Below are 23413 nucleotides of genomic sequence, written 5' to 3'. Positions count from 1 at the left end.
ATCGCTCGACAGGAAGTCAACCGCGCCCCCGTGTCGCCGCTGTGACCCCGACGTTGCGATCGTGTTTCGCGCGCGTCCCACCCCACCCCACTCTCCAGAAGTTGTCGTACTCGACCGCCGAGTACGACAACTTTCGAGGAGCGGAGGGGGCTCCGGGCGCTGCTACGGTCGAGCGCATGTCGAGCGCACCCCCCGGACGGCCGCGCGCCTCCGGGGCGTCGCTCACCGGGCTGGGCACGCGGGCGGACATCCTCGCGGCGAGCGCGGCGCTCTTCTGCACCGAGGGGTTCGGCGGCACGAGCACGCACGCCATCGCCGCGGCGGCGGGCATCCGCCAGGCGTCGCTGTACCACCACTTCGGCGGCAAGCACGCGGTGCTGCTCGAGCTGCTGCTCGGCACGGTGCAGCCCTCGCTCGACACCGCCGCCGTGCTGCTCACCCGCGACGAACCGCCGGCCGCCCGCCTCTGGGCGCTCTGCGTCTCCGACGCCCGCCTGCTCGCGGCCGGCGAGCACAACGTCGGCGCGCTCTACCTGCTGCCCGAGCTCGGCGACGAGCGCTTCGCCGTGTTCCGCGACCGCCGCTCCGAGCTGGAGACCGCCTACCGCACCCTCGTCGCGGCCTGCGGCGCCGCCGACCCCGCGACCGGCGCCTCGCTCGTGCTCGCCCTCGTCGAGAACGTCATCCTCCAGCGCCGCCGGCAGCCCGCCGAGCCCGGCCCCTCCGCGGAGGCGGTCGCCCTCGCCGCCCTCCGCGTCCTCGACCTCTCGCGCCCCGCCGTCGCCGAGGCGCTCGCCGAGGGCCCGGCCCTGCTCGCCCACCTGCGCTGACGCCCCGCCGCCACTCCTGAGTGCCCACCCACTCCCGAGCGCCCGCCCACTCCCGAGCGCCCGTCCACTCTCCAAAAGTTGTCGTACTCGAGCGCCCGATACGACAACTTTTGAGGTGTGGCCGAGGGGCCCGCGCGCCGGAGTTAACAGGATCGACCCACGCCCGAAAAGAACCGCGACCGAGCGCGCGGCAGGATCCGTGTCTATCAACCGATAGAAACACCCCGCCGCACCACCCAGCAGCTCGGAGCACGCATGATCATCCTCGGAGTGGGGATCACCGTCGTGGTGATCCTCGCCGTCGGCATCGCGGTCGCCCGCAAGATCGACGGCGACAGCGCCAACTACCTCGTCGCCGGACGCCGCCTCGGCATCCCGCTCGTCGCCGTCAGCCTGACGGCCGCCGCGGTCGACTCGAACGCCACCGTCGGCAACACCGACCTCACCTCGCAGTTCGGCTTCTGGGCGGGCGCCTCGCTCGCGATCGGCCTGGCGATCTGCCTCCTGATCACGGGCCTCTTCCTCGCCAAGCCGATGAACGCGATGAAGCTCTTCACCCTCGCCGACTTCTTCCGGATGCGCTACGACCGCACCACCGAGGTCGTCGCCTCGGTGATCATGGTCTTCTCCTTCACGATCCTGCTGGCCGGCAACCTGGTGGCCTGCGGCTTCCTGCTCGAGCGCTTCGCCGGCATCCCGTACGCCTGGGGCGTGATCCTCTCGGTCGCCCTCGTGCTCAGCTACACGATCGCCGGCGGCCTCTTCTCCGACGCGTACACCGCCGCCATCCAGACCGTGATCACGGTCGTCGCGGCGATCTCGCTGCTGGTCTGGGTCGCGCTCGCCTACGGCATCGTCATCCCCGAGGGCATGGGGCCGTTCGACTTCGAGCAGCTCACCGACCCGGCGATGGGCGCCCCCGTCAACTGGGCCACCCTCGTCGCCCTCGGCATCGGCGACCTCGTCGCGATCGACTTCATGCAGCGGATCTTCGGCGCCAAGTCGCCCGAGGTCGCCCGCCGCGCTTGCTACGCCGCCGCCGTCGGCACCGCGGCGATCGGCTCGATCTTCGCCATCGTCGCCCTCAGCGCCACCGCCGTCCTGGGCCTCTCGGCCGCCGACGGCCCGGTGCTGTTCACGCTGCTCGACGACTACGCGCCGCCGGTCATCGCGATCCTGGTGCTCTCCGGAGTCGTCGCCGCGTCGTTCTCGACGGCGTCCGGCGCCATCCTCGCCACCTCGGCGATCGTCGTCCGCAACGTGCTCTCGGTCCGCCGCCACTCCGGCAGCGGCCCGGACCCGCTGCTGCGCTGGACCCGCGTCGCCATGGTGCCGATCGTGATCCTCGGCTCGTTCCTCGCGATCCGGGTCAGCCAGACCGGCATCCTGCTGACGCTCGCGTTCGACATCATGCTCGCCTGCCTCGCCGCGCCCTTCCTGCTCGGCGTCTTCTGGAAGCGCCCCGGAGTCGTCGCCGCGCTCACGGCGGCCGGCGTCGGCCTGGTCGTCCGCCTGGTCTTCCTGGCGCTCACCCCGACGCTCTACGGCGTGCCGAACGACATCCTCTACGTCCCGAACGACCTGATCGGCGCCGGCTTCGACGGCTACGCCACCCTCGTCGCCGCGGCGATCGGCTTCGGCACCTTCATCGTGGTCGGCCTCCTGGCCCCCCGCACCCCGCGCGAGCTCGCCGGTGAGCGCTCCGTCCGCACCGAGCTCGACCGCGAGCAGCAGGGCGCCCTGGAGCCCGCAGGAGTCTGACCCCCTCCGCGAGCCTGCCTCTCTCCGCGAGATGCCACTTGTGAGCGCTTTCCACGGCGTGTCGCGCTCATAAGTGGCATCTCGCGGGGGGCGGGTCACGGGAGGGGGAGCAGGACCGTCGGGGCGGGCGCGGCCTCGCGGCCCTCGAAGGCGACGGGCTGGCAGACCATCAGGTAGTCGCCGGGCTCGACCTGCGCGAGGTCCGCGTTCTCGAGGATCACGACGCCGGCGCCGCAGAGGATCACGTGGGTCGGCCACTCCTCGGTGTGCGCGGGCGCCTCCATCGTCATGTAGTCCAGGCCCGCGAAGAGCACGCCGTGCTCGACCAGCCAGCGCGCGCCGCTCGGCGCGAGGCCGACCCAGGTCTCCGACTTCACCGCCCGGGTCAGTGCATCGGTCGAGTTGCGCGTGCGGAACAGCACGCGCACGGCCCCCTCGGCACCGGCCGCGACGAGGTCCTCGTCCGTGATCTCCTCCGCGACGTGCCGCAGATCGAGCACCCGCACCGGCCCGACCACGCTCTCCAGCGCGATCTCGTCGACGGTCGCGCCGCCCGGCACGAAGTGCGACGGCGCGTCGACGTGCGTGCCGGTGTGCGCACCGATCAGCCAGCGCGAGACGTCGGAGGGGTAGCCGTCCACGATCTGCTCGACCATCTCGTAGGTCGGCCGACGGCCCCAGTGGAGCATCTCGGTGGTGATCGGGATGTTGATCGGGATGGCGCCGGTCATGCGAGCCCTCGTCTCGTGCGGAAGGATGGTCGTGGATTCATTCACGACTATATTGGATCCAATCGGAAGAGCTGCAGGAGGTTCCCGTGATCGCCGACGACTGGCCGGGCGCCCTTCCGCTCGGCCGCCCCCGCCGCCTCGTCCCGCTCGTGCTCGGCCACGAGCCGATCGCGGAGTCGATCTCGCTCCGCGGCGGCGACCCGGCGCGCTTCCTGCTCGAGCCGGTCACCGGCGCCGCGATCGACCTCGGCGACTCCTGGATCCTGATCGACGGCGGCTTCCACCTCGACCGGGTCCGCGACCCCGCCCAGCGCGCCGCGCACTACGACTACGAGAGCTACACCGCCGTCGTCCCGCCCGGCGACGCGCTCGCCGAGCAGATCGCGGCGGCCGGCCTGCGCTGGGAGGACCTCGCCCTCGTCGCCCTCTCGCACCTGCACCTCGACCACACCGGCGGGCTGCGCCTCGTCCCGGCCGGCACCCCCGTCGCCCTGCAGCGGCGGGAGTGGGAGTGGCTCGGCGAGGGCCTCGGCCGCCGCGAGACCGTCGTCCCGCAGGACCTCCTCGACGCCGACGTCCGGGTGGTGCTCCTCGACGGCGACACCGAGCTCGCCCCCGGCGTCACCGCCCTCGACACCCGAGGGCACACCCCTGGCCACCAGTCGTTCCGGATCGACCTCGCCGACCGCTCGATCGTGCTCGCCTGCGACGCGGCGGACCTCCGCCGCAACCTCGACGAGCGCACCGCCTGCGGCTGGACGGCGCGTCCCGGTGACGCCGAGGCGGCCCAGCGCTCGATCGAGCGCCTCGCCGACCTCGCGGCGGAGCCCGGCGTCGAGGTCTGGCCCGGTCACGACCCGGAGTGGCCCGCCTGGCAGCGCTGAATCGCGCGTCTCCGGCGGAACCGGTACACAACTAAGGCTGGATGCCCCGATCGACGCGATCTCTCGCGATTTCGGGCCGTTCAGCCTGAGTTGTGCACGCCTTCCGCGCGAGACGAGGCGTCCGTCACTCCGCGGCGCGGCCCGAGTCCTCGATCAGCCGGACCTTCACGTTCACGGCGAGCGGGCCCGTCACCGACGGCTCCGCGTCCAGCAGGCGCCGCAGCTCCTCGCCGACCGCGCGCAGGGTCTCGGGCGCGGGCAGCGCCGCGGTCGCCGCGATGTGCGCGCTCACCGTGGTGAAGCCGTCCGAGCGGTCGATGTCGACGAGCACGTCCGGCTGCCGCAGGGCGAGCTTCACGGCCAGCGCATCAGCGGCCGCCTCGAGGATCGGCTGGGCCGGATAGACGCCGGTGACCCCCTCGGAGTCGCGGATCGCCGCGGTGAGGCGCTGCGAGAGCGCGGTGTCGTCGCGGGCGGTGTCCTCGCGGGCCGAGTCGACGAGGGCGCTGTCGTCGAGGGTGCTGTCGTCGGTCCCGGTGCTGTCGATCCCAGTGCTGTCGGTCGCAGTGCTGTCGGTCACGGCTGGTCCTCCCTGCTCGGGTACACGTCGTCCACGGTCACGTCGATCGCACCGACGACGAGCTCGGTGTGCCGCTCGAGGGCGTAGCGGATCCGCTCGCGCAGGCGGTCCGCGGCGGTCGCCACCGGCACGCCGAACTCGAGCGCGAAGGTGACGTCGACCCGGATCACCGCGCCCGGGGTCCCGACATCGCCGTCGAGCGTGCAGCGGCCCATGATGACGCCGCCCATCGTGTCGCCCGCGCGCCGGATCATCCCGCGCACCGCCGCCTCGGTCAGCGCGAGCCGCAGCGTCGGGTCGGGGTGGCGGATCGGCACGTCGCGCCCGGAGCGCACCTCGGACCGGATCGCGTCGAGCAGCCCGGCGATCCAGACCTCGTCGCGGTCCGGCTCCGCGTCGGCGCGGCGGCGCAGCGCGGTGGCCGACAGCTCGTTCAAGCGGGTGAGGTTCGCGAGCGCGAGCCGGCAGGCCGCGGAGCCCTCGATGGAGGGATCGACGGGGGTGCGCCCGCGGTCGAGGTACTCGCCCAGCTCCTCGAGCGTGTGGCCGTCGAGGTCGTCGTCGGGCACGTCGTTCTCGGGCACGTCGTTCTCGGGCACGGCGCTCTCGGGCACGGCGCTCTCGGGCACGGCGTTCTCGTCGGGCTCGGCGGTGGGCATGTCGTCGGTGGTCATCGCCATGCCTCCAGTTCGTGGAGCAGGAAGCGGCGGGCTCGGGCGAGCAGGCCGCGGACCGTCGAGACGGGGAGTTCGAGAGCGTCGGCGATCTCCTGGTAGCTGTAGCCGGCGGTCTCGCGGAGCAGCCAACAGCGTCGCTGATCGGGGGGCAATCGGTCCAGTGCTTCCCAGACGGCGTCCAGCTGGAGCCGCGCCTCGACGATCCGCTCGGGCGAGTGCTCGGCGGGCGCGGGCGGGTCCCAGTCGTCGATGTCGTCGTGGCGGCGCCGGACGCGGATCCGGTCGATCGCCTTGTGCGAGACGATCCGCATCAGCCAGTTCCGGATGTGCGCGGGGCTGTCCAGGTCGCCGAGGCGGCGCCAGCCGGTGAGGAACGCCTCCTGCACGATGTCGTCGGACTCCGCCTCGGAGCCGAGCAGCTTGGCGGCGTAGACCCGCATCAGCGCGCCGTGGCGCCGGGCGAGCTGCTCGAACGCGGCGACGTCGCCGTCCACGGCCCGCGAGGCGAGCGTGGCGTCGGAGGCGCGGAGCAGCGGGTCGTCGGGCCGGGCGTCGTCGGGCTGTGCCGCGTCCGCCACGATCGCCACCTCCCGTCGTTCCGCCGTCGTTCCACGCCTGCGGGCGTTCTCCGCAGGCGCCGCTCCGAATGCCTATCAGCCTCCACCCTCACCGGCGAATCCGCTGGCCGGATTGCGAGCACGCCCCGGATCCGTGACGTTTCCGGCCGTCGACCCGTCTGTATCTGTAGAGCCCCGAGGCCCACCCCCGTCCGCCTCTGATCTCCCAGACCCCGAGAGAAGCCCGACCATGCACACCTCCCCGCCACCGACGGCACGCCCGGCCGTCCCCGGTTCGACCGCGACCCCCGGCTCGACCGCGACCCCCGGCTCGACCTTCACGATGGGCAGCCCCTTCGCCTCCGCCGGCGACCTCTCCGGCGGCACCGAGCGCCGGTTCGAGGCCGCCGGAGGCGACCCCGCCGAGGCGTCCGCGGTCTACGCCGAGGCGTACGGCGGCGGCTCGTTCCGCGTGGAGCCGGGCTCGCGCGGCTTCTCCTTCCGCTACGCCTACCGCGGGAGCGAGCGGGTCACCCTCCGCACCTCCGACTGCGCGGGCGCGCTGACCGGCGAGATCGCACACCTGCGCGAGTACGTCGTCGGCTGGTTCCGCGCCGGCGGCGGCCAGCTCAACCTGCGCCCCTTCACCCGCACCGGAGCCGCGTCCGCGCCGTTCCTGCTGCCCGCCGAGCGCCAGTTCGGCCTGGCCTACCAGCCGCACCGCCAGAACCTCGTGCACTTCGCGCCCGGCTTCCTCGAGGACGTCGCGACCGAGTCGCACTCCGGCCCCCGCCAGCCCGTCTCCTTCGACCACGAGGCCGACGCCGACCCCGGAGTGCTCGCCCGCTGGCGCACGGCCGTGACCGACGCGACGGCCGCGCTCGCGAGCGCCGCGATCGCCCCGCTGGTGCGCTTCACCGCCGAGCTCAACCTCGCCCGCGCGCTGCTGCTGCTCTTCCCGTGGCGCGCCTGGGACGTCCCCGCCGTGCTCCGCCGTCCCTCCGCCTCCCGCACCCGCGTCGCCCTGGACTTCCTGCAGCACCACGCGCACGAGCCGATCACCCCGGCCGACGCCGCCCGCGCCGCCGGCCTGCACACCCGCACCCTGCAGCAGGCCACCCAGCGCCACCTCGGCGTCTCGCCGTCGGTCTACCTCCGCGACGTCCGCCTCGACCGCGCCCACCACGACCTCGTCGAGGGCGACCCCTGCTCGACGACCGTCGCCGCCGTCGCCCGCGACTGGGGCTTCGGCAACCTCGGCCGCTTCGCGAGCGCCTACCAGACCCGCTTCCAGGAGCTGCCGAGCCACACGCTGCGCCACTGAGCGCTCGGCCGCCGCGCCACGGACGTCACTGCCCGCCGATCATCGCGAGCGACGGCGCGCGGCCCTTCTCGATGTGGGTGAAGGCGATCGACTCGGCGAGGCGGTCGTTGCCCGCGCGGATCGCGTCGAGCAGGCCGTGGTGCTCGTCGGACTGCTGGCGCTGGTCGCGGGCGCTGGTCAGGTAGAACAGCCAGGTCATCCGGCCGGTCACGGCGCGCATCAGCGAGGAGAGCAGGGCGCTGCCGGCCACCTCGACGATCGCCTCGTGCACGACGGTCGAGGTCTCGGCGACCTCCAGCCAGTCCTCGCTGTCGAGGGCGCGGTGCTCGGCGTCGATCGCCTCGAGCAGCGGAGCGAGGGAGGCGCCGCGGGCGACGGCCTGCGCGGCGAGGCGCGCGGCGAGCGTCTCGAGGCTCAGCCGGACGTCGAAGAGCTCGACCACGTCCTCGACGCTCCACTGCGCGACGCGGGTGGAGCGACGGGGCAGCATCCGCACGAAGCCCTCGTTCGCGAGCTGCGGCACGGCCTCGCGCACCGGCAGCCGCGAGACGTGCAGCTCGGCGGCCAGCGAGGCCTCGACGAGCCGCGATCCCTGCGGGTGCTGGCCGAGGATGATCTGCCGGCGCAGCGTCCGGTAGGTCTGGCTGGCGAGCGACTCCTCGGTGCTGGCGAGTGTCATGACGGTCCTCCTCGCGACGCCGGTGCGACCATTCAACACGCTCGGCCGACCCGGTGCGCTCGCCGTCCGGAGGCGCTCAGCCGCCGGGCCAGCTGCGCTCCTTCGGCAGCGGCCGGGCGTAGCTGTCGATCCGGCTGGTGCCGAGCCGCTGGCGGACGAGGGTCTCGACGAGCGCTGCCGCCGCGGCGACCCCGTCGACCACCGGCACCGGCAGCCGCGCGCCGACGTGCTCCTCGAGCCCCGCCATGCCCGCGCAGCCGAGGCAGATCACCTCGGCGCCGCGGGCGATCGCGCGCTCGCCAGCGGCGACGAACGCGTCGAGGGTGGCCTGCGGATCCTCCTCCAGCTCGAGGACGCCGAGCCCGGTGTCCTCGATCGCGGCGCAGTGCGCGATCAGGCCGGCGGTGGTGAGGCTGTCCTCGATCTGGCCGACCGCGCGGCGGACCGTGGTGACCACCCCGTAGCGGCGGCCGAGCAGCATCGCGAGATGTGCCGACGCCTCCGTGATGTCGACGACGGGCACGTCGAGCAGCTCGCGCGCGCCCTCGCGGCCGTGCTCGCCGAAGCCGGCCATCACGACGCCGTCGATGCCGGCCGGCAGCCGCTCCAGGGTGTGCAGGACGGCCGCGGCGCTGAGGAAGCTGTCGTACCAGCCCTCGGCCGAGGCGACGCCCCAGCTCGGCGTGATCGCGACGATCTCGGTGCCCGGCCCGACGGCGAGCCGGGCGCGGGCGGCGGCCGTCTCGGTCATCGACTCGGTCGTGTTGCAGTTGACGACGGCGATGCGCATCAGCGGCCCGCCGCCGCGGGGACGCCGGACAGCCGGACAGCGCTGCCCGCGTCCCGCAGCCGCGCGAGGTCGATGAGCGCGGCGGCGACCGCGAGGTCCTGCGCGGCGAGGCCGACGGAGTCGAAGACGGTGATCTCGTCGTCGCGCGTGCGGCCGGGAGCGGTCCCGGCCACGACGTCGCCGAGCTCGAGGAGCCCGGCCGCCGCGTCGAGGGCGCCCTCCGCGATCGCGAGGACGAGGTCGCCGGACTTCGCCCGCGCGGTGGCGGCGCTGTCGACGACGAGGGTGCCGACCGCCATCGCCGCCGAGTCGAGCTCGCGGTGCTCCGGCCTCGGGCGGGCGCCCACGGCGTTCACGTGCTGGCCGGCGTGCAGCCAGGCCCCGCGCACGATCGGCTCGACCGACGGCGTCAGCGTGCAGAGCACGTCGGAGCGCTCGGCGACGGCCCGCGGATCCGCGGCGCGGGTCACGGGGCGCCCCACCGCCTCCTCGAACCGGTCGAGCGTCGCGTCCGACCGCGACCAGACCACGATCTCGTCCAGGTCGCGCACCGCCTGCAGTGCGCGGACGTGCGCGACGGCGAGGTTGCCGGCGCCGATCAGCCCGAGCACCCGGCTGTCCGCCCGGGCGAGGTGCCGGGTGGCGACCGCGGAGGCGGCGGCGGTCCGGGCCCGGGTGATCAGCGCTCCGTCCAGGACGGCCACGCACTCCCCGGTGAGCAGCGAGGTGACCAGGATCGTCGAGCGCTGCGTCGGCAGCCCGCGCGCCGCGTTGCCGGGCAGGTCGGCCATCAGCTTCACGGCGGCCAGGCCCAGGGCGTCGGAGCGGACCGCCATCGGCAGGATCAGCCCGTCGTCCTCGCCCGCGAGGGCCGTCGGCGCGCCCTGGTGCAGCGCGCCGGAGCCGAGGTCCGCGAACACCTGCTCGACGGCGCCGAGCACGTCGACGTCGGGGAGCAGCCCGGCGATCTGCTCGGAGGCGAGGACGAGCGTCATCAGCGCGCGCCGACCGTCGTGCGGCCGGTCAGCTCGGCGAGGGAGGGGGCGCGGGTGACGAGCCCGGCCTCCGCGAGGATCCGCATCCAGCGGTCGGAGGCGGCCTCGTCGATCACGGTCGTGTCCCAGACCCCGCCGGCGGCCATCTCGTCGGCGGCCTCGTGCAGCAGCACCGGGTCGCGGTCGGGCCAGCGCGCGGCGAGCACCGCGTCGATCTCGGCGCCGGCCTCGCCCGCCGTGATCCGCTGCATCGCCGTCTCGATCGCGTCGACGAAGCGCTCGGTGCGGTCGGCGAGCTCCTCGACCCGCTCGGTGCGGGTGTAGTAGACGCTGTTGGGCATCACGCCCGCGTCGAGGTGGCGGAAGACGATCTGCCCGCCGCCGGCCGCGACGAGCTCCTTCGCCGAGAGCAGGTCGAGCACGATCGCGTCGCCGAGGCCGTCGCGGTAGAGCTCGAGCATCATCGCCGTGGACAGGTCGCGCGCCCAGCGGGTGGCGGAGACGTCGAGGCCGGCCTCGCGGATCAGGCCCGCGGTGAACTCGAACGGCGCGCTGCCGCCGGCGCCCGGGGCGAGCACGACCTTGCCGGCCAGCCAGTCCAGCCCGACCGGTCCGGAGCCGTGGCGGGCCACGATCGTCATCGGGAAGCGGTGGTTGAGCTGGCCGACGACGGTCAGCTCGCGGCTGGTGCCGGCGTACATGCCGGGGACCCAGAGCCCGCCGAGGGCGAGGTCGGCGGCGCCGGAGTCGAGGTCGTCGAGGACGCCGGTCCAGGGGTCGCAGGCGGTGGCGGTGACGGCGAGGCCGCGCTCGGCGAACAGGCCGCCGACGTCGGCGACGTACTCGGGGAGGTAGTTGAGTCCGTTGGCGGTGGCCGAGACGGTGAGGGTGTCCATGGTGCTCCTTGTGGTGCTGTCCGGTGGTGGGTCGCGCCCCCGGCGCCGGAGCGCCGGGGGCGGGGGTGGGTCAGTGGGCGGCGGCGGCGATCGCGTTCTCGTTGACGTCCTCGAGCGAGCGTCCCCGGGTCTCCGGGGCGAAGCGGGAGGCGACGACGAGCACCGCGTACATCACGGCGGCGAGGCCGAAGACGCCGGCGAAGGCGAACGAGCCGTAGAGCGCGACGGCGAGGAACGGCATGACCGCTCCGGCGATGTTGCCGATGCCGTTGACGATCGAGGCTCCGGAGGCGCGGATCGCGGTCGGGAAGATCTCGGCGGTCCAGGTGGCGAGGGTCGTGTTGGTGACCATCGTGAAGAACTGGAAGAGAGCGCCGAGCACGAGGATCGCCCCGGTGCCGTTGCCGAACCCGGCGAAGGCGAGCGCGGTGAGGCAGCCGAGGACTCCGGCGGCGCCGACGGCGGTGCGGCGGCCGACGCGACCGGCGATCAGGGCCGCGGTCGTCGCTCCGAGGAGCGAGCCGATGTTCATGATCATCGTGTACAGCAGGCTCTCCGAGACGGAGTAGCCGCGCTCGACCAGCAGGGTCGGCATCAGGAAGTTCAGCGTGACCTGCGAGCCGAAGGCCATCCAGGACGCGATGCCGAGGGCGGCGGTGCGGCGGATCACCGGGCGGCTGAACACCGCGGCGGGGGAGGCGGACATCCGCACGGGCGGCAGGTCGTCCGGCGAGAGCTCGACGGGCGGGCGGGCGGTGGTGGGGGTGAGCGAGTTCGAGGCGAGGATCGCGAGCGAGCGGTTCGCCTCCTCCGTGCGGCCCTGCGAGAGCAGCCAGCGCGGCGTCTCCGGCAGCTTGCGGCGGTAGAAGACGACCAGCAGCGCGGGGACCGCGAGGATCACGAACGACCAGCGCCAGACCGAGTCGGGGCCGCCGAGCGGGGTCTCCAGCGGGCCGAGCAGCAGCAGGAACAGGCCGTAGGAGAGGAAGTTGCCCAGGCCCCCGGCGCCGACGTTGACGGCGCCGATCGCGGTGCCGCGGAAGCGGGTGGAGACCATCTCGGAGAGCATGACCAGGCCGATCATGAACTCGCCGCCGATGCCGATGCCGACGATGAGGCGGCTGACGAGCAGCATCTCGTAGTTCATCGCGACGGCGCTGAGCAGTCCGCCGAGCGTGTAGATCAGCAGGTTCAGGCTGAGCGAGAAGCGGCGGCCGTAGCGGTCGGCGAGGTAGCCGGCCAGCAGGCGGCCGATCAGTCCGCCGATGACCGTGGCGGTGTTGATCGTCGTGAGCTGGATGTCGCCGATCTGCAGCGTCTCCTTGATGTGACTGCCCATGGCACCCACCGAGTTCTGCTCGAGCGTGTTGAAGAACTCTCCGGCGAGGATCAGCAGGAAGATCCAGAACTGCGCGCGGGTGAAGCCGATGGAGTCGAGGACGGAGGCGACCGTGTGTCCGGAGGCGGGCGGAGCGGTGGTGCGGGATACAGCTGACATGTGTAGCTCCCAGCAGGGCGAGGGGTGAGGCGGCTCCAGAGTGATGGTCACCGCGAGGACTCCTCTTTTGTATCCCAAACACCGTTTCGGGCAGGTTTCCACGATGCTACAACCTGCGCACGCGGGCGTCGAACCGGGCGAGAGGGCGCCGACCGTGCGGTGATTCTGCGTCCGCTGTATACAAAACGGGCCTGGGCGCAGTGTGGAGCCTGCCCCGGGACCGCGCGGGGTCCGCCCGGAGCCCACCCGGACGCCCGCTTCACCGACAGCTGCCGCGCATCTCCTGGACCTGTGGACGGCACTGGCCGCAGAGCGCGTCGTCGCTCGATGTTTCCTGCGCACTGGCTGATCCGGCGGGACGATCCCGGAGCCCCGCACGTCTGATTCATGTGCGACGGATCGTCGTCACCGCGACCGAGTCGCGCATCACCTTCTACCAGGGAGAGCATCATGACCAACGTCACCCCCAGCACCGTCGCCACCACGACCGCGAAGCACGGCACCGAGACCTCCACGGGCAAGAACACGATCGCCGACGGCGTCGTCGAGAAGGTCGCCGGCATCGCCGCCCGCCAGGTCGCCGGCGTCCACGACCTCGGTGGCGGAGCCGCCCGCGCCATCGGCGCCATCCGCAACGCGATCAACGCGCAGGACCGCGGCCAGGGCATCTCCGTCGAGGTCGGCGAGAAGCAGGTCGCCGCCGACATCACCGTCGTCGCCGAGTACCCCGTCGCGCTGCAGAAGCTCGCCGACAGCATCCGCTCCGCCGTCTCCGAGGCCATCTCCTCGGTCGTCGGCATGGAGGTCACCGAGGTCAACGTGACCATCGCCGACGTCTACATCCCCTCGGACGACAAGGACGAGGACACCGAGAGCCGCGTCAAGTGACTCCGTCCCACCTCGGCCTGATCCTGGGCGCCGTCCTCGCCGTCACCGGCCTGGTCTTCGGCTTCTGGGCACTCCTCTGGGTCGCCCTCGCCATGGCCATCGGCTACGGCGTCGGCCGCGTCGTCGAGGGCAAGCTCGACCTGAGCTCGCTCGCCGACACCCTCCGCGGGCGGCGGTCCTCGTGACCGCGGCGGTGATGGCCGACCAGGCCCGCCACGGCCGCACGACGATCACCTCGCGCGCCGTGCGCAGGGTCGTGTCGGCCGTCACCGCGGAGGCGCTCGACGTCGACGCGTCGGACGTCTCGGTCGAGCTGGACGACGACGGGGGGAAGCTGCACGTCACCGCGCAGGCCCCCCTGCGCATCCGTCCGCTCGGCGAGGGGGACCGCCGCTCCGGCACGGTCCTCAGCCGTCTCAGCACGGCCCAGTCCACCATCCGCACCCGCTGCCTCGAGCTGACCGGGTCCACCATCGGGCGCGTCGACCTCCGGATCACCGGGGCCGACCTGCGCGAGCGAAGGAGAGTCTCGTGACGACCCCCGCAGCCTCAGGGACCCGCTCCACCGGAGCCCTCTATCCCCGGCTCGTCCGGCGCGAGATCACCTCGTCCCGCTCCACCTCGGCGATCGTCCTCGCGGTCCTGCTCATCCTCGTCTTCGCGTGGATCGGCACGGAGGCGGTGCTCGCCGCCCTCGGGCAGCCCGCGCTGCTCGTCGCCCCGCAGGACGGAGCGGCCGCGGTGCTCGGCGCCGCGAGCGCTCCCGTCCCGCTGATCGTGGCCGGCGGAGTGGTCGCCGCGCTGATCGGGCTCGTCCTGATCGTCGTGTCCTTCTCCCCGGGTCGTCGCGGCCGCCGCCGCGCCGCCGCCGACCGCACCGCGGCCGTCATCGACGACCGCGTGATCGCGCAGAGCCTCGCCCGCACCGCCGCCTACGCCGGCGACGTCGACCCCGACCAGGTGTCGGTGTCGATCGGCGGACGCACGGCCGGTGTCACCGTCGGCCGCACCTCCGGGCGCAGCCTCGACGTCGGCACCATCCGCGAGGCGGTCGACGCCGAGCTCGCCGGCTACGACATCAGCCCGAAGCTCACGGCCCGCGTGCGCCTGTCCGAGAAGGGGACGGTCCGATGACCACCACCAACCGGTTCCTCAACCGCCTCCTCCTGTTCGTCGTGGGCCTCGTGCTCCTGCTCGCCGGCGGTGCCGTCGCGGCGGGAGCCCTGTTCCCCGACGTCCAGCAGACGGTGTCCACCGGCGCGGAGGACGCGACGCAGCCCACCAGCGACGCCCTGTCCGGCGGGCAGCCGTGGATCCTCTGGGTCACGGCCGTGGTCGCCCTCGTGCTGATCCTGCTGCTGGTGCGCTTCATCGTGCGCCAGGGCCGGGGACGCACGTCGACCCTGCTGCGCGTGGGCTCCGGCTCCGGCGCGGGCACGCCGACCGGCGGCTCCGTCACCATCGACGCGAAGGTCGCCGAGCACGTCCTCGAGGAGGCGCTGTCGCACGATCCCTCGATCGTCGCGCTCGACGTCACCGCCTTCGAGGTCAAGCACCGCACGGTCCTCCGCGTCACCGCGCACACCCGCCGCGGCGTCTCGCCGATGCGGACCCGCCGCGCGATCGACGACGCGGTGAAGAGCTGGGACGCTGTGCTGGGCGAGGAGACCCCCGTGGTCATCCAGATCGTCAGCGGCCTCCGCACCAGGATGAGCAGCAGCGCCCGCGTGCAGTAGCGGCGTCCGCGCCGCCCCGTGCCGCGCACCCGCCGCACCGGACGATCCGGCCCTCCCGCTCGGGAGGGCCGGAAGACCACTGAGGAGTACCCCATGACCGACACCGTCGGAACGAACGACCTCCGCGCCATCGACGGCGCGCACCCGGAGGACGAGTCGATCGAGCGCCTGCTCGCGACCGCCGCCGCGGAGACCACCGCCGGTGTCACCGGCGTCCACCACCTCGGCGGCGCCGCCGCCCGCACCCTCGACCGCGCGACCCGCGCCGTCCTGGGCACCAGCACGAGCCCCGGCGTGAGCATCGCCCGCGTCGACGGCGCGCTCGTCCTCGACCTCGACCTGGTGTCGGAGTACCCGCGCCCCGTCCAGGAGGTCATCGACGCCGTCCGCGAGCAGGTCGGCAAGGCCGCCGCTCAGCTGACCCGCGAGCGCGTCGTCGTCAACGTCAACGTCACCGACGTGCACGGCCCCTTCGACCCGATCGAGGTGCCGGACTCCGAGCGCGAGGACGGCCCCTCGCTGGTCGAGAAGGCCGGCGACGCGATGGACTCGGCCCGCGAGAAGGGCGGCGCCGCCCTCGACTCCGCCCGCGAGAAGGGCGCCGCAGCGCTCGACACCGCCCGCGAGCGGACCGCCGACGCGCTCGACGACGCCTCGGACCGCCTCGACGAGGCCGCCGACCGCGCCGCCGAGTCGGACGCCACCGCGGACTCGCTGTCCGACGAGGTCGCGACCCGGCCGGCCCGCGTGGAGCGCGACGCCGACGCGGACTCCGACTCCGACGCTGTCGAGACCGTCGTCGTCACCGCCGATGCTCCCGCCGCCGAGTTCGTCGTCCGCGTCGAGGTCGAGCCGGTGGACGCCGACACCTCGGCCACCGATGCTTCGGCCGCCGACACCTCTGCCGACGACACCTCTGCCGACGACACCTCTGCCGACGACATCTCGGCCGACGACGCCGATGTGATCGTCGCCGAGCGCCGCGGGTCGGAGTAGGCCGTGCGCACCCGCTCCTACGGCTCGCGCCGGAATCCGCGCGCGGCCTGGGCCGCCCTCGCGACCGGCGTCGTCGTCAGCTTCCTGATCGTCGTCGGCGTGCTGCTCCCGGTGCTCGGCCTGATCGGCGCGGCCGACGCGACGACCGCGGGCGTCCTCGACGTCCCGGTCGGCGCGATCACCCTCTCGATCGTGCTGAGCTACCTGATCGCCCTGGCGTGCCTCGCGCTGGCTTTCGTCTCCCGGAACGCCGCCCTCGCCTGGGTCGCCGCGGTCGCCGCCGTGATCGCCACCCTCGTCGGCTCCGTCTGGCCGCTGCTCGCCACCGCCTTCGCGAGCGTCGACCAGGCCGGCGACGTCATCCCCTTCATCCAGGACCTGATCGCCCGCGTCACCGGCTGACCCCGCTCCGCATCCCGCCGGTCGAGCAGGCGGAACCGCTTCGCACCTCGGCGATGGGGGAGTGGACGCGGCGGCCGCCCTTTTTCATGCTGGTCGAGTAGCCCCGAAGGGGCGTATCGAGACCCACCGTCATCCGCAGGGCGGTCTGCAGACTCGCCTTCCGACGCGAGCGGACCTCGACACGACCGCTGCGCGTGCTGTGCGACCACCGGAGGGCCCGCTCGAACGGTGTGGAGCGCTCGAGCGCTGCAGAACATCAGCTGAGAAGGGGTGGCCTCCGCTGTCAGGGGAGGCCCCCTGCTCTCAGCTGATGTTGTGCGCACCCCTGCCGGTCGAGGAGCCCGCAGGGGCGTCTCGAGACCCGCCGTCACCAGCAGGGCAGATCTGCAGACTCGTTTTCTGACATCGGTGGATCCACCGGGAAGAGTCGCCGGCGAACATGCTGGTCGAGTAGCCCCGCAGGGGCGTATCGAGACCCGCCGTCCTCAGCGCGGCGGGTCTGCAGACTCACGTTCTGACGTCGCTGGATCTCGATACGCCCGCTCCGCGGGCTACTCGATCAGCATGGGCACCCCGAGGCGATCTGCACCCCCCCGCCCGTAGCGTGGCGGGATGACCACCAGCACCCACCCCGACGACCTCCGCGCGCAGTACCTGCGCGTCTACGACGAGCAGCTCCGCACCGACGCCGAGACACCGAGCGCCGTGGCGGTGACTCTCGCCGGGCCGCTCCGGCTGGTGACCTTCGCCGGCGGGCGCGGCTTCGTCACCTACCGCGACCTCGGCGGGGCGGACGGTTCGGCGATCGACGCCCTCGTCGCCGCCGCCCGCGCGCACTTCGACGCCGACCCGGAGATCCGGAAGGTCGAGTGGAAGACCCGCGGCCACGACCGGGCGCCCGGTCTGCACGAGGCGCTGCTGCGGCACGGCTTTGTCGCCGAGGAGACGGAGTCGATCATGATCGGCCCGCTCGAGGCGCTCACCCGCGACGCCCCGGTGCCCGACGGCGCGACCCTGCGCCGCGTCGTCGACGAGCCGGACGTCCGCGCGTTCAGCGCGATGATCGACGCCGCGTTCGGCGAGGACGTCGACACGGACATCGCCGACGCGCTGGTCGCACGGCTCGCCCGCGGCGACGGCATGGAGCTGTGGGTCGCCGAGGTCGACGGCCGCATGGTCGGCGGCGGCCGGCTCGAGCCGGTCGCGGACTCCGACGTCGTCGGCGTCTGGGGCGGCGCCGTGCTCGAGGAGTACCGCGGCCGCGGCATCTACCGCGCGCTGACGGCCGCGCGCGCCGCCGCCGCGCTCGAGGCGGGCCGCACCCTCGTGCACAGCGACTCGACGGAGTACTCCCGCCCGATCCTCGAGCGCTCGGGCCTCGTGAAGGTCTCGACGACGACCCCGTACCTCTGGCGCCGCCCGTGAGAGGCACAAGCTGATCGAGTAGCCCGCGGCGCGGGCGTATCGAGATCCACCGTCCTGCAGACGCAGGGTCTCGATACGCCCCTGCGGGGCTACTCGACCAGCATGGACGCGGCCCGTTTCATGCTGATCGAGTAGCCCGCGGAGCGGGCGTATCGAGATCCGCCGTCCTGCAGGGGCCGGGTCTCGATACGCCCCTGCGGGGCTACTCGACCAGCATGGACGGCATGGGCGCTCAGCTCGGCGAGCTGATCTCCAGCGCGATGTTGTCGGGGTCGCGGAACTCGAGGATGCTCTGGCCGCCGGCGTCCTTGATCGGCTCGTGCGCGATGCCGAGCTCGTCGAGCGCGGCGGCGGCGGCCCTCAGGGCGTCAAGGTCCGCGACGGCGAAGCTGAGGTGGTCGAGGCCGATGCGGTTCTCGTCGAAGCGGTCGCCCGCGTCGGCGACCGGGCGCAGTCCCAGCAGTCCGCCCGGGAACTGGTAGATCACTCCGCCGAAGAGGAACGCGAGCTGCTCCTTCTGCTCCTCGGGGGCATCCGCGGGCGGCGCCTCGAAGGCGACATCGAAGCCGAAGACGGAATCGTAGAAGGCGCGCGACACGGCGATGTCGCGGACGGTCAGGCGGATGTGGGCGTAGTCGACAGCGGGGATCGGCACGGTGGTTCCTCTCGGGAGCGGAAGGGCAGGAGTCGCCCTCCTCCCATCATTCGGAGCGGGCGCCGCACCCGGAGAGGGCTGGCGCCGCGCTCCGGGATCGGGTAGCGCCGCTCACTCCAGCTCGGCGGGCCGCGCCGGCTCGGCCAGCAGCGCCCGCGCCGCCATGCCGATCACCGCGCTGTAGGTCGGGTAGGCGAACCGCACGTTCGCCAGGGTCGCGACGTCGACGCCGGCCGCCATCGCGGTCGTCACGGACTGCACGACCTCGATCGCGTTCTCGCCGACCGCGTGCGCGCCGAGCAGCAGCTCGCGGCGGCGGTCGGCGATCAGCGTCAGGAATCCGCTCTCGCGGTCGTCGATCACGGCGCGGTCGACGCTCGAGAACGGCACGGACGCGACGATGCACTGCGGGTCGCGCTCGCGGGCCTGCTCCTGCGTGAAGCCGACGCCCGCGTAGTCCGGGTCCGTGAAGCCGCCGGCCGGCAGCAGGAACTGCGGGGTGCGCCGGTTGGCGCCGAGCACCGCGTTCTCGGCCGCCGCCTCCGCCTCGAACTGCGCCGCCTGCACGAGCATGTCGCGCCCGTTCGCGTCGCCGACCGCGAAGACGTGCGGCACGATCGTGCGGAAGTACTGATCGGCCGGGATCGCCGAGCGGACGACCTCGATGCCGGCGTTCTCGAGCCCCAGGTCCTCGACGTCGGCGGGCCAGCCGGTCGCCATGATCACGGCGTCGACGCCCTCGGTGCGCGCGGAGCCGTCCTCGCGCCAGGTGATGTCGATCGAGCCGTCCTCCGCGCGCTCGAGGCGCTCGACCGTCTCGATGCCCAGGTGCACGCGCACGCCCTGGCGCTCGAAGGCGCCGGCGACGTGCTCCGAGATGCTCGCGTCCGAGGTCGTGAGGATCCGCGGCGCGACGTCGAGCAGCGTCACCTCGGAGCCGAAGGCGTTGAACACCGTGACGAGCTGCGCGCCGGTGTTGCCGCCGCCGATGACCGCGACCCGGCGGGGGAGGGCCGGCAGCGCCAGCACGTCCTCGGGGACGGTGGCGAGCTCGGCGCCCGGGATCGGCAGGCGGCGCGAGTGGCCGCCGACGCAGATCAGGATCGAGCGCGCGCGGATCCGCCGGCCGCTGTCCAGGACGAGGGTGCTCTCGTCAACGAAGCGCGCGCGGCCCTCGTGGATCAGCTCGACTCCCGCCTCCTCGAAGCGCTGCGCCTCGCGCTTGATCGAGCGGACCTTGTCGACCCGCGCGTGCACGTGGCGGACGGTCGCGGCCCAGTCGACGACGGGCGTGCCGACGTCGACGCCGTAGTCGCCGGCGGTGCGAGCCTCGCGCACGATGCGCGCGGTCTTCGCGAGCACGCGGGTGGGCACGCAGCCGGTGTTGACGCAGGTGCCGCCGACGCGGCCGGCCTCGAGCACGACCACCTTCGCGCCGAGCTCGGCCGCGCGGAGGGCGGCGGCGGTGCCGGCCGGGCCCGCGCCGATCACGGCGACGTCGTACTCCTGGGGCGCGGTGGTGCCGGAGTCGGTGGCGGCGGTGGCGTTCTGAGTGCTGGCGGGCACGGCGGGGCCTCTCGGATCGGTGCTCGGCGGAGCGGGCGGATGTCTCCGCATCCTGGCGCCCGCGCCCTCGGTTTCTCTGAGCGCCCGCGCAGGCTTGACAGCGGCTCTCAGCCCGACAGCCCGGCTCGTAGCGCCGCGATCCAGCCGTCGAACGCGTCGAGGTGCGCGTCGTGGGAGGCGCCGGCCAGATCGATGCGGGTCACGTCGCGTCCGCGGCGGACGAACTCGTCCTTCGCCTCCGAGGTGAAGAGGCCGTCGGAGGCGTAGATCACCGTGGTCGGGGCCGTCACTCTCTCCCACTCCTCCCACCGGGGCACGGCGACCGCGGTGATCGCGCGCACCATCACGTCGGGGTCGAAGCGCGGGCGGAGGCCGTCGGCCGCCTGCTCGAGGTCGTCGACCCACGCGCGCGAGAGCGGGGAGTCGCCGAGGAAGGCGAGCGCTGCCTCGCGGGAGTCGAACGGCACCGGCCAGGCGCGGAGCCATTCGCCGAGCGCCGCATGCTCGTCGGGGTCGCCGCTGCCCTCGCCGCCTTCGAGCAGCACGAGGCGCGACACCAGCTCAGGCCGGGCCGCCGCCGTCAGCAGCGCGGTGTGCGCGCCCATCGACTGGCCCACCAGGGCGACGGGCCGGCCGACCTCCTCGATGAGCGCGATCACGTCCGAGACGAACGCCTCCCGCGACACGTCGGCCGGCCGCCGCGTGCTGTGCCCGTGCCCGCGCTGGTCGAGCAGCAGCACCCTGTGCTCGGGCAGCGCCTGGGCTGTGGCTAAGAACTCGGAGGAGCTGCCGGCGAGGCCGTGGAGGACGACGACGATCGGGCCGGAGCCTCCTGAATCCAGGACGGAGAGCTCGGTGCCGTCGGCCGTGGTGAGAGTGCGCCGCGGGAAGGTCTCCGCTGCGGATTCGCCGCTCACGCCTCCGGGCCCGGCGTTGCGACCAGCTGGAAGCCGCCCTCGATGCTGCCGTCGGGGCGGAGGGTGACGCGCGTGTACACCGGGGTGTCGTCGCCGGTCACCGTGCCGACGACGTCGAGCGCATCGCCGGCGAAGAAGGCCTCGAGGCCGGTGCAGCCGGCCGAGAGCGAGCCGTCGGGGCGCTCGAGGGCGAGGCAGATCCGGGTGGCGTCGGGCGCCGTGAGCAGCAGCCGGTCGTTCTGGGTGGTCTCGAAGGTCGGGCTGTAGACCTCGGCGTCGCCCGAGATCAGCGAGAGACCGGTGGGGATGTCGGTGGTGACGGCCCAGCCCTCGACGATCGCGGCGAAGCGGTCGGTCGCGCGCGGGGTCGGGGTCCCGGTCGCCGGTGCGGGCCCGCTCGAGGACGGCTGCGGGACGGCCGCGCTGATGACGGAGGCGGTGGCCGCGCCGATCGCGAGCCCGCCGACGAGCAGCCCGGCGCCGAGGAGGACGAGGCGCGACCGGGCGGGGGGTGCGGCGGGAGCGAGTCCGCCCGCCGTCCGCGCGGGTCCGGCGGCTCGTGGGGCGGGCTGCGCCTCCGCGGCGGCGGCGGCCACGAGTCGGCGCTGCGCCTCGATCCGCTGCGCCTCGACCCGCAGCGCTTCGGCCCGCAGTGCCTCGTCGCGGTCGTCCCCGGTCGGGCGGGCGTAGAGCGCGCGCTCGAGATCCTGGCGCTCGTCGTCCTCGTCCTGCACGCCGTCAGTATGCCGGAGCGTCGCCTGGCCGGCGGGTCGATCGGCGGCTCAGGGCCCCATCGTCCCGGTGCCGGGCGTCCCGTCCACCCGCAGGTACTGCAGGCGCACGACTCCGCGCGGCGAGGTGACGGCCGGCCCGTCGAGCCGCAGGTTCGTGGGCACGGCACCGCCGCCGAAGACCGGCTTGCCGGAGCCGAGCAGGATCGGGTGCAGCCACAGGGTGAGCCGGTCGAAGAGCTGCTCCGCGAGCAGCGTCTGCACCAGGTCGAGGCTGCCGATCACGTGCACGGCGGAGTGGCGCTCGCGCACCTCGCGGACGGCGGCCGGCAGGTCGGCGCCGAGCTGCATCGAGCCGGACCAGGGGAGTGGCGGGGTGCCGCGGGAGGCGACGTACTTCGGGATCCGGTTGAACAGCTCCGCGATCGGCCCCTGCTGCTGCGGCCAGTAGCCCGCGAAGATCTCGTAGGTGCGCCGTCCGAGCAGCAGGGCGTCCATGCCGGCCATCCCGTCCAGGACCTGCTCGCCGACCACCTCGTCGACCAGCGGCGCCTGCCAGCCGCCGAACGCGAAGCCGCCGCCAGGGTCCTCCTCCGGTCCGCCGGGCGCCTGCGCGACCCCGTCGACGGTGCTGAACAGATCGATGTCGAGGGTTCCCACGGTGCGCTCCTCTGCGTCGGCGGCTGCGGCCCACGGTCCCACTCGAGCGGGGGCGGGGCAAGTGGCCGCCGCGTCATCGTGGCCTCGGTCGCGTCACGTGTCCGGGGACACCGGCGCAACGGCACGCAGTCCCCCGTTAGGGTGACAATCCGTCGATCCGCGCCCGGATCCCCGGCAGATCCGCGCCGGGCCGGCGATCGCGCCCTGTACTCCTGCTCAAGCCCGGGGCTACGGTTCGACTCCACTCACCTCGGGTGTCACGAGCCCACGCTGTCGTGGGCGGATCGCTGCGCAACGATGCCGCACGGAACTCCTTCCCACGTCCGACGAGACCGGGCCCGTTGGAAGGTGGGGATCGCGGCGTCGACCGGGATCCTGCTCCTGTCCGCGGGGCTCCTCTCCGCGACCGCCGCCCAGGCGGCCACGGCGCCGACGCTCGGGAGGGCGGGGAACTTCTCGGTCCTCGGCGGCTCGACCGTCACCAACACCGGCGACACGCTCCTGCCGCTCGACCTCGGCGTGAGTCCCGGCACCGCGATCACCGGCTTCCCGCCCGGCGAGGTGCTCGGCGCGACCCACGCCGCGGACGCCGACGCGATCGGCGCGCAGTCCGACCTGGTCAAGGCCTACGACCAGCTGACCTCGCAGGCCACCACCGAGTCCGTCGCCGGCGACCTCGTCGGCCGCACCTTCACTCCCGGCGTGTACACCGCCTCCGGCCCGATCGGAGTCACGGGCACCGTGACCCTCGACGCCGAGGGCGCGAACGGCGCCGTGTTCGTCTTCAAGGCCGCCTCGACCCTCATCACGGGCTCCGGGAGCCGGATCGAGCTGATCAACGGCGCGCAGGCCTGCAACGTCTTCTGGCAGGTCGGCAGTTCCGCGACCCTCGGCACCTCCTCCGACTTCGCCGGCTCGATCCTCGCGCTGACCTCGATCACCGTGACCAACGCGGTCACCGTCGACGGCCGCGCCCTCGCCCGCAACGGCGCCGTGACCCTCGACGACGACACCTTCGTCTCGTCCTCCTGCACCCCGGCGACCACCGCCCCGCCGACGACCGCGCCGACCACGGCGCCGCCGACGACGCCGCCGACGACGCCGCCGACGACGCCGCCGACTACGCCGCCGACGACGCCGCCGACGACGCCGCCGACTACGCCGCCGACTACGCCGCCGACTACGCCGCCGACTACGCCGCCGACTACGCCGCCGACTACGCCGCCGACTACGCC

The 23413-nt window shown here is 73.5% G+C and carries 27 protein-coding genes; 13 read left to right on the top strand and 14 right to left on the bottom strand.

All coding sequences use genetic code 11. The features are described 5' to 3' along the window. Window positions 1–176: 176 nt before the first annotated feature. Together MT351_RS05795 and MT351_RS05790 are read left to right on the top strand one after the other, a co-directional pair. Window positions 177–830, top strand: coding sequence for a TetR/AcrR family transcriptional regulator (locus tag MT351_RS05795; RefSeq protein ID WP_132435392.1), 654 nt, complete (start codon window positions 177–179; stop codon window positions 828–830). Between the two features lie 255 nt (window positions 831–1085). Next, on the top strand, window positions 1086–2591 hold the full coding sequence (locus tag MT351_RS05790; protein WP_123734537.1) for a sodium:solute symporter family protein: 1506 nt from the start codon (window positions 1086–1088) through the stop codon (window positions 2589–2591). 95 nt (window positions 2592–2686) lie between these two features. Here MT351_RS05790 and MT351_RS05785 read toward each other — a convergent pair whose 3' ends face one another. Continuing rightward, window positions 2687–3322 (bottom strand): cyclase family protein, encoded by a 636-nt coding sequence (locus tag MT351_RS05785; RefSeq protein ID WP_123731646.1) that lies wholly within the window; start codon window positions 3320–3322, stop codon window positions 2687–2689. A gap of 86 nt (window positions 3323–3408) precedes the next feature. On the opposite strand from MT351_RS05785, the gene MT351_RS05780 reads away from it, so the two are divergent. Continuing rightward, the gene (locus MT351_RS05780) at window positions 3409–4206 is read left to right on the top strand and encodes an N-acyl homoserine lactonase family protein (RefSeq protein WP_243581542.1); all 798 of its coding nucleotides are present in this window, start codon (window positions 3409–3411) and stop codon (window positions 4204–4206) included. A gap of 124 nt (window positions 4207–4330) precedes the next feature. Here MT351_RS05780 and MT351_RS05775 read toward each other — a convergent pair whose 3' ends face one another. The 3 genes from MT351_RS05775 to MT351_RS05765 are packed head-to-tail and all read right to left on the bottom strand — an operon-like array spanning window position 4331 to window position 6041. Further along, on the bottom strand, window positions 4331–4786 hold the full coding sequence (locus MT351_RS05775) for a hypothetical protein (RefSeq protein ID WP_243581541.1): 456 nt from the start codon (window positions 4784–4786) through the stop codon (window positions 4331–4333). After that, a complete protein-coding gene (locus tag MT351_RS05770; protein ID WP_243581539.1) occupies window positions 4783–5460 on the bottom strand; it encodes an Asp23/Gls24 family envelope stress response protein in 678 nt (225 codons plus the stop codon). Before MT351_RS05770 ends, MT351_RS05775 begins: the two co-directional genes overlap by 4 nt. Continuing rightward, window positions 5457–6041, bottom strand: coding sequence for an RNA polymerase sigma factor (locus MT351_RS05765; RefSeq protein ID WP_243581538.1), 585 nt, complete (start codon window positions 6039–6041; stop codon window positions 5457–5459). The genes MT351_RS05770 and MT351_RS05765 overlap by 4 nt, the downstream gene beginning before the upstream one ends. Before the next feature lie 229 nt (window positions 6042–6270). Here MT351_RS05765 and MT351_RS05760 point away from each other — a divergent pair, with 229 nt between their 5' ends. Continuing rightward, window positions 6271–7344, top strand: coding sequence for a helix-turn-helix domain-containing protein (locus MT351_RS05760; RefSeq protein ID WP_243581536.1), 1074 nt, complete (start codon window positions 6271–6273; stop codon window positions 7342–7344). A 25-nt stretch (window positions 7345–7369) separates the two neighbouring features. Here MT351_RS05760 and MT351_RS05755 read toward each other — a convergent pair whose 3' ends face one another. The 5 genes from MT351_RS05755 to MT351_RS05735 all read right to left on the bottom strand — a co-directional run bounded on the left by MT351_RS05755 (window position 7370) and on the right by MT351_RS05735 (window position 12202). Further along, window positions 7370–8023, bottom strand: coding sequence for a GntR family transcriptional regulator (locus MT351_RS05755; protein WP_243581534.1), 654 nt, complete (start codon window positions 8021–8023; stop codon window positions 7370–7372). Between the two features lie 76 nt (window positions 8024–8099). Further along, window positions 8100–8813: an aspartate/glutamate racemase family protein gene (locus MT351_RS05750; protein ID WP_104226500.1), complete on the bottom strand. Its 714-nt coding sequence runs from the start codon at window positions 8811–8813 to the stop codon at window positions 8100–8102. After that, on the bottom strand, window positions 8813–9808 hold the full coding sequence (locus tag MT351_RS05745) for an ornithine cyclodeaminase family protein (protein ID WP_243581532.1): 996 nt from the start codon (window positions 9806–9808) through the stop codon (window positions 8813–8815). Before MT351_RS05745 ends, MT351_RS05750 begins: the two co-directional genes overlap by 1 nt. After that, the gene (locus MT351_RS05740) at window positions 9808–10704 is read right to left on the bottom strand and encodes an ABC transporter substrate-binding protein (protein ID WP_243581530.1); all 897 of its coding nucleotides are present in this window, start codon (window positions 10702–10704) and stop codon (window positions 9808–9810) included. The genes MT351_RS05745 and MT351_RS05740 overlap by 1 nt, the downstream gene beginning before the upstream one ends. Before the next feature lie 70 nt (window positions 10705–10774). After that, window positions 10775–12202: an MFS transporter gene (locus MT351_RS05735; RefSeq protein ID WP_243581528.1), complete on the bottom strand. Its 1428-nt coding sequence runs from the start codon at window positions 12200–12202 to the stop codon at window positions 10775–10777. A 450-nt stretch (window positions 12203–12652) separates the two neighbouring features. Between MT351_RS05735 and MT351_RS05730 the strand changes: the two genes are divergently transcribed. The 8 genes from MT351_RS05730 to MT351_RS05695 all read left to right on the top strand — a co-directional run bounded on the left by MT351_RS05730 (window position 12653) and on the right by MT351_RS05695 (window position 17649). Further along, a complete protein-coding gene (locus MT351_RS05730; RefSeq protein ID WP_123734544.1) occupies window positions 12653–13090 on the top strand; it encodes an Asp23/Gls24 family envelope stress response protein in 438 nt (145 codons plus the stop codon). After that, on the top strand, window positions 13087–13275 hold the full coding sequence (locus MT351_RS05725) for a DUF2273 domain-containing protein (RefSeq protein WP_123734545.1): 189 nt from the start codon (window positions 13087–13089) through the stop codon (window positions 13273–13275). The genes MT351_RS05730 and MT351_RS05725 overlap by 4 nt, the downstream gene beginning before the upstream one ends. Next, complete coding sequence (locus MT351_RS05720; protein WP_243581525.1) at window positions 13272–13625, top strand: hypothetical protein; 354 nt, start codon at window positions 13272–13274, stop codon at window positions 13623–13625. Before MT351_RS05725 ends, MT351_RS05720 begins: the two co-directional genes overlap by 4 nt. After that, complete coding sequence (locus tag MT351_RS05715) at window positions 13622–14224, top strand: DUF6286 domain-containing protein (protein ID WP_123705847.1); 603 nt, start codon at window positions 13622–13624, stop codon at window positions 14222–14224. The genes MT351_RS05720 and MT351_RS05715 overlap by 4 nt, the downstream gene beginning before the upstream one ends. Next, the gene (locus tag MT351_RS05710) at window positions 14221–14826 is read left to right on the top strand and encodes a hypothetical protein (RefSeq protein ID WP_123447470.1); all 606 of its coding nucleotides are present in this window, start codon (window positions 14221–14223) and stop codon (window positions 14824–14826) included. The genes MT351_RS05715 and MT351_RS05710 overlap by 4 nt, the downstream gene beginning before the upstream one ends. 93 nt (window positions 14827–14919) lie before the next feature. Further along, entirely contained in the window at window positions 14920–15822 is a 903-nt protein-coding gene (locus MT351_RS05705; protein WP_243581523.1) for an Asp23/Gls24 family envelope stress response protein, read from the top strand. A gap of 3 nt (window positions 15823–15825) precedes the next feature. Beyond that, window positions 15826–16224, top strand: coding sequence for a hypothetical protein (locus MT351_RS05700; protein WP_243581521.1), 399 nt, complete (start codon window positions 15826–15828; stop codon window positions 16222–16224). Window positions 16225–16836: 612 nt separating this feature from the next. Next, entirely contained in the window at window positions 16837–17649 is an 813-nt protein-coding gene (locus tag MT351_RS05695; RefSeq protein WP_243581519.1) for a GNAT family N-acetyltransferase, read from the top strand. A gap of 232 nt (window positions 17650–17881) precedes the next feature. Here MT351_RS05695 and MT351_RS05690 read toward each other — a convergent pair whose 3' ends face one another. The 5 genes from MT351_RS05690 to MT351_RS05670 all read right to left on the bottom strand — a co-directional run bounded on the left by MT351_RS05690 (window position 17882) and on the right by MT351_RS05670 (window position 22178). Next, entirely contained in the window at window positions 17882–18304 is a 423-nt protein-coding gene (locus MT351_RS05690) for a VOC family protein (protein WP_243581518.1), read from the bottom strand. Window positions 18305–18415: 111 nt separating this feature from the next. Then, a complete protein-coding gene (locus MT351_RS05685) occupies window positions 18416–19870 on the bottom strand; it encodes an NAD(P)/FAD-dependent oxidoreductase (protein WP_243581516.1) in 1455 nt (484 codons plus the stop codon). 107 nt (window positions 19871–19977) lie between these two features. Beyond that, on the bottom strand, window positions 19978–20787 hold the full coding sequence (locus MT351_RS05680) for an alpha/beta fold hydrolase (RefSeq protein WP_243581514.1): 810 nt from the start codon (window positions 20785–20787) through the stop codon (window positions 19978–19980). Beyond that, the gene (locus tag MT351_RS05675; protein ID WP_243581512.1) at window positions 20784–21521 is read right to left on the bottom strand and encodes a hypothetical protein; all 738 of its coding nucleotides are present in this window, start codon (window positions 21519–21521) and stop codon (window positions 20784–20786) included. Before MT351_RS05675 ends, MT351_RS05680 begins: the two co-directional genes overlap by 4 nt. Before the next feature lie 48 nt (window positions 21522–21569). Further along, complete coding sequence (locus tag MT351_RS05670; protein WP_243581510.1) at window positions 21570–22178, bottom strand: dihydrofolate reductase family protein; 609 nt, start codon at window positions 22176–22178, stop codon at window positions 21570–21572. 348 nt (window positions 22179–22526) lie between these two features. On the opposite strand from MT351_RS05670, the gene MT351_RS05665 reads away from it, so the two are divergent. Beyond that, the coding region (locus MT351_RS05665; RefSeq protein ID WP_243581508.1) for an ice-binding family protein at window positions 22527–23413 on the top strand (887 nt) is incomplete at its 3' end.

The sequence above is a fragment of the Rathayibacter sp. VKM Ac-2926 genome (assembly GCF_022815565.1).
GTDB classification, from domain to species: domain Bacteria; phylum Actinomycetota; class Actinomycetes; order Actinomycetales; family Microbacteriaceae; genus Rathayibacter; species Rathayibacter festucae.
This window is presented reverse-complemented; position numbering and strand designations above follow the sequence as displayed.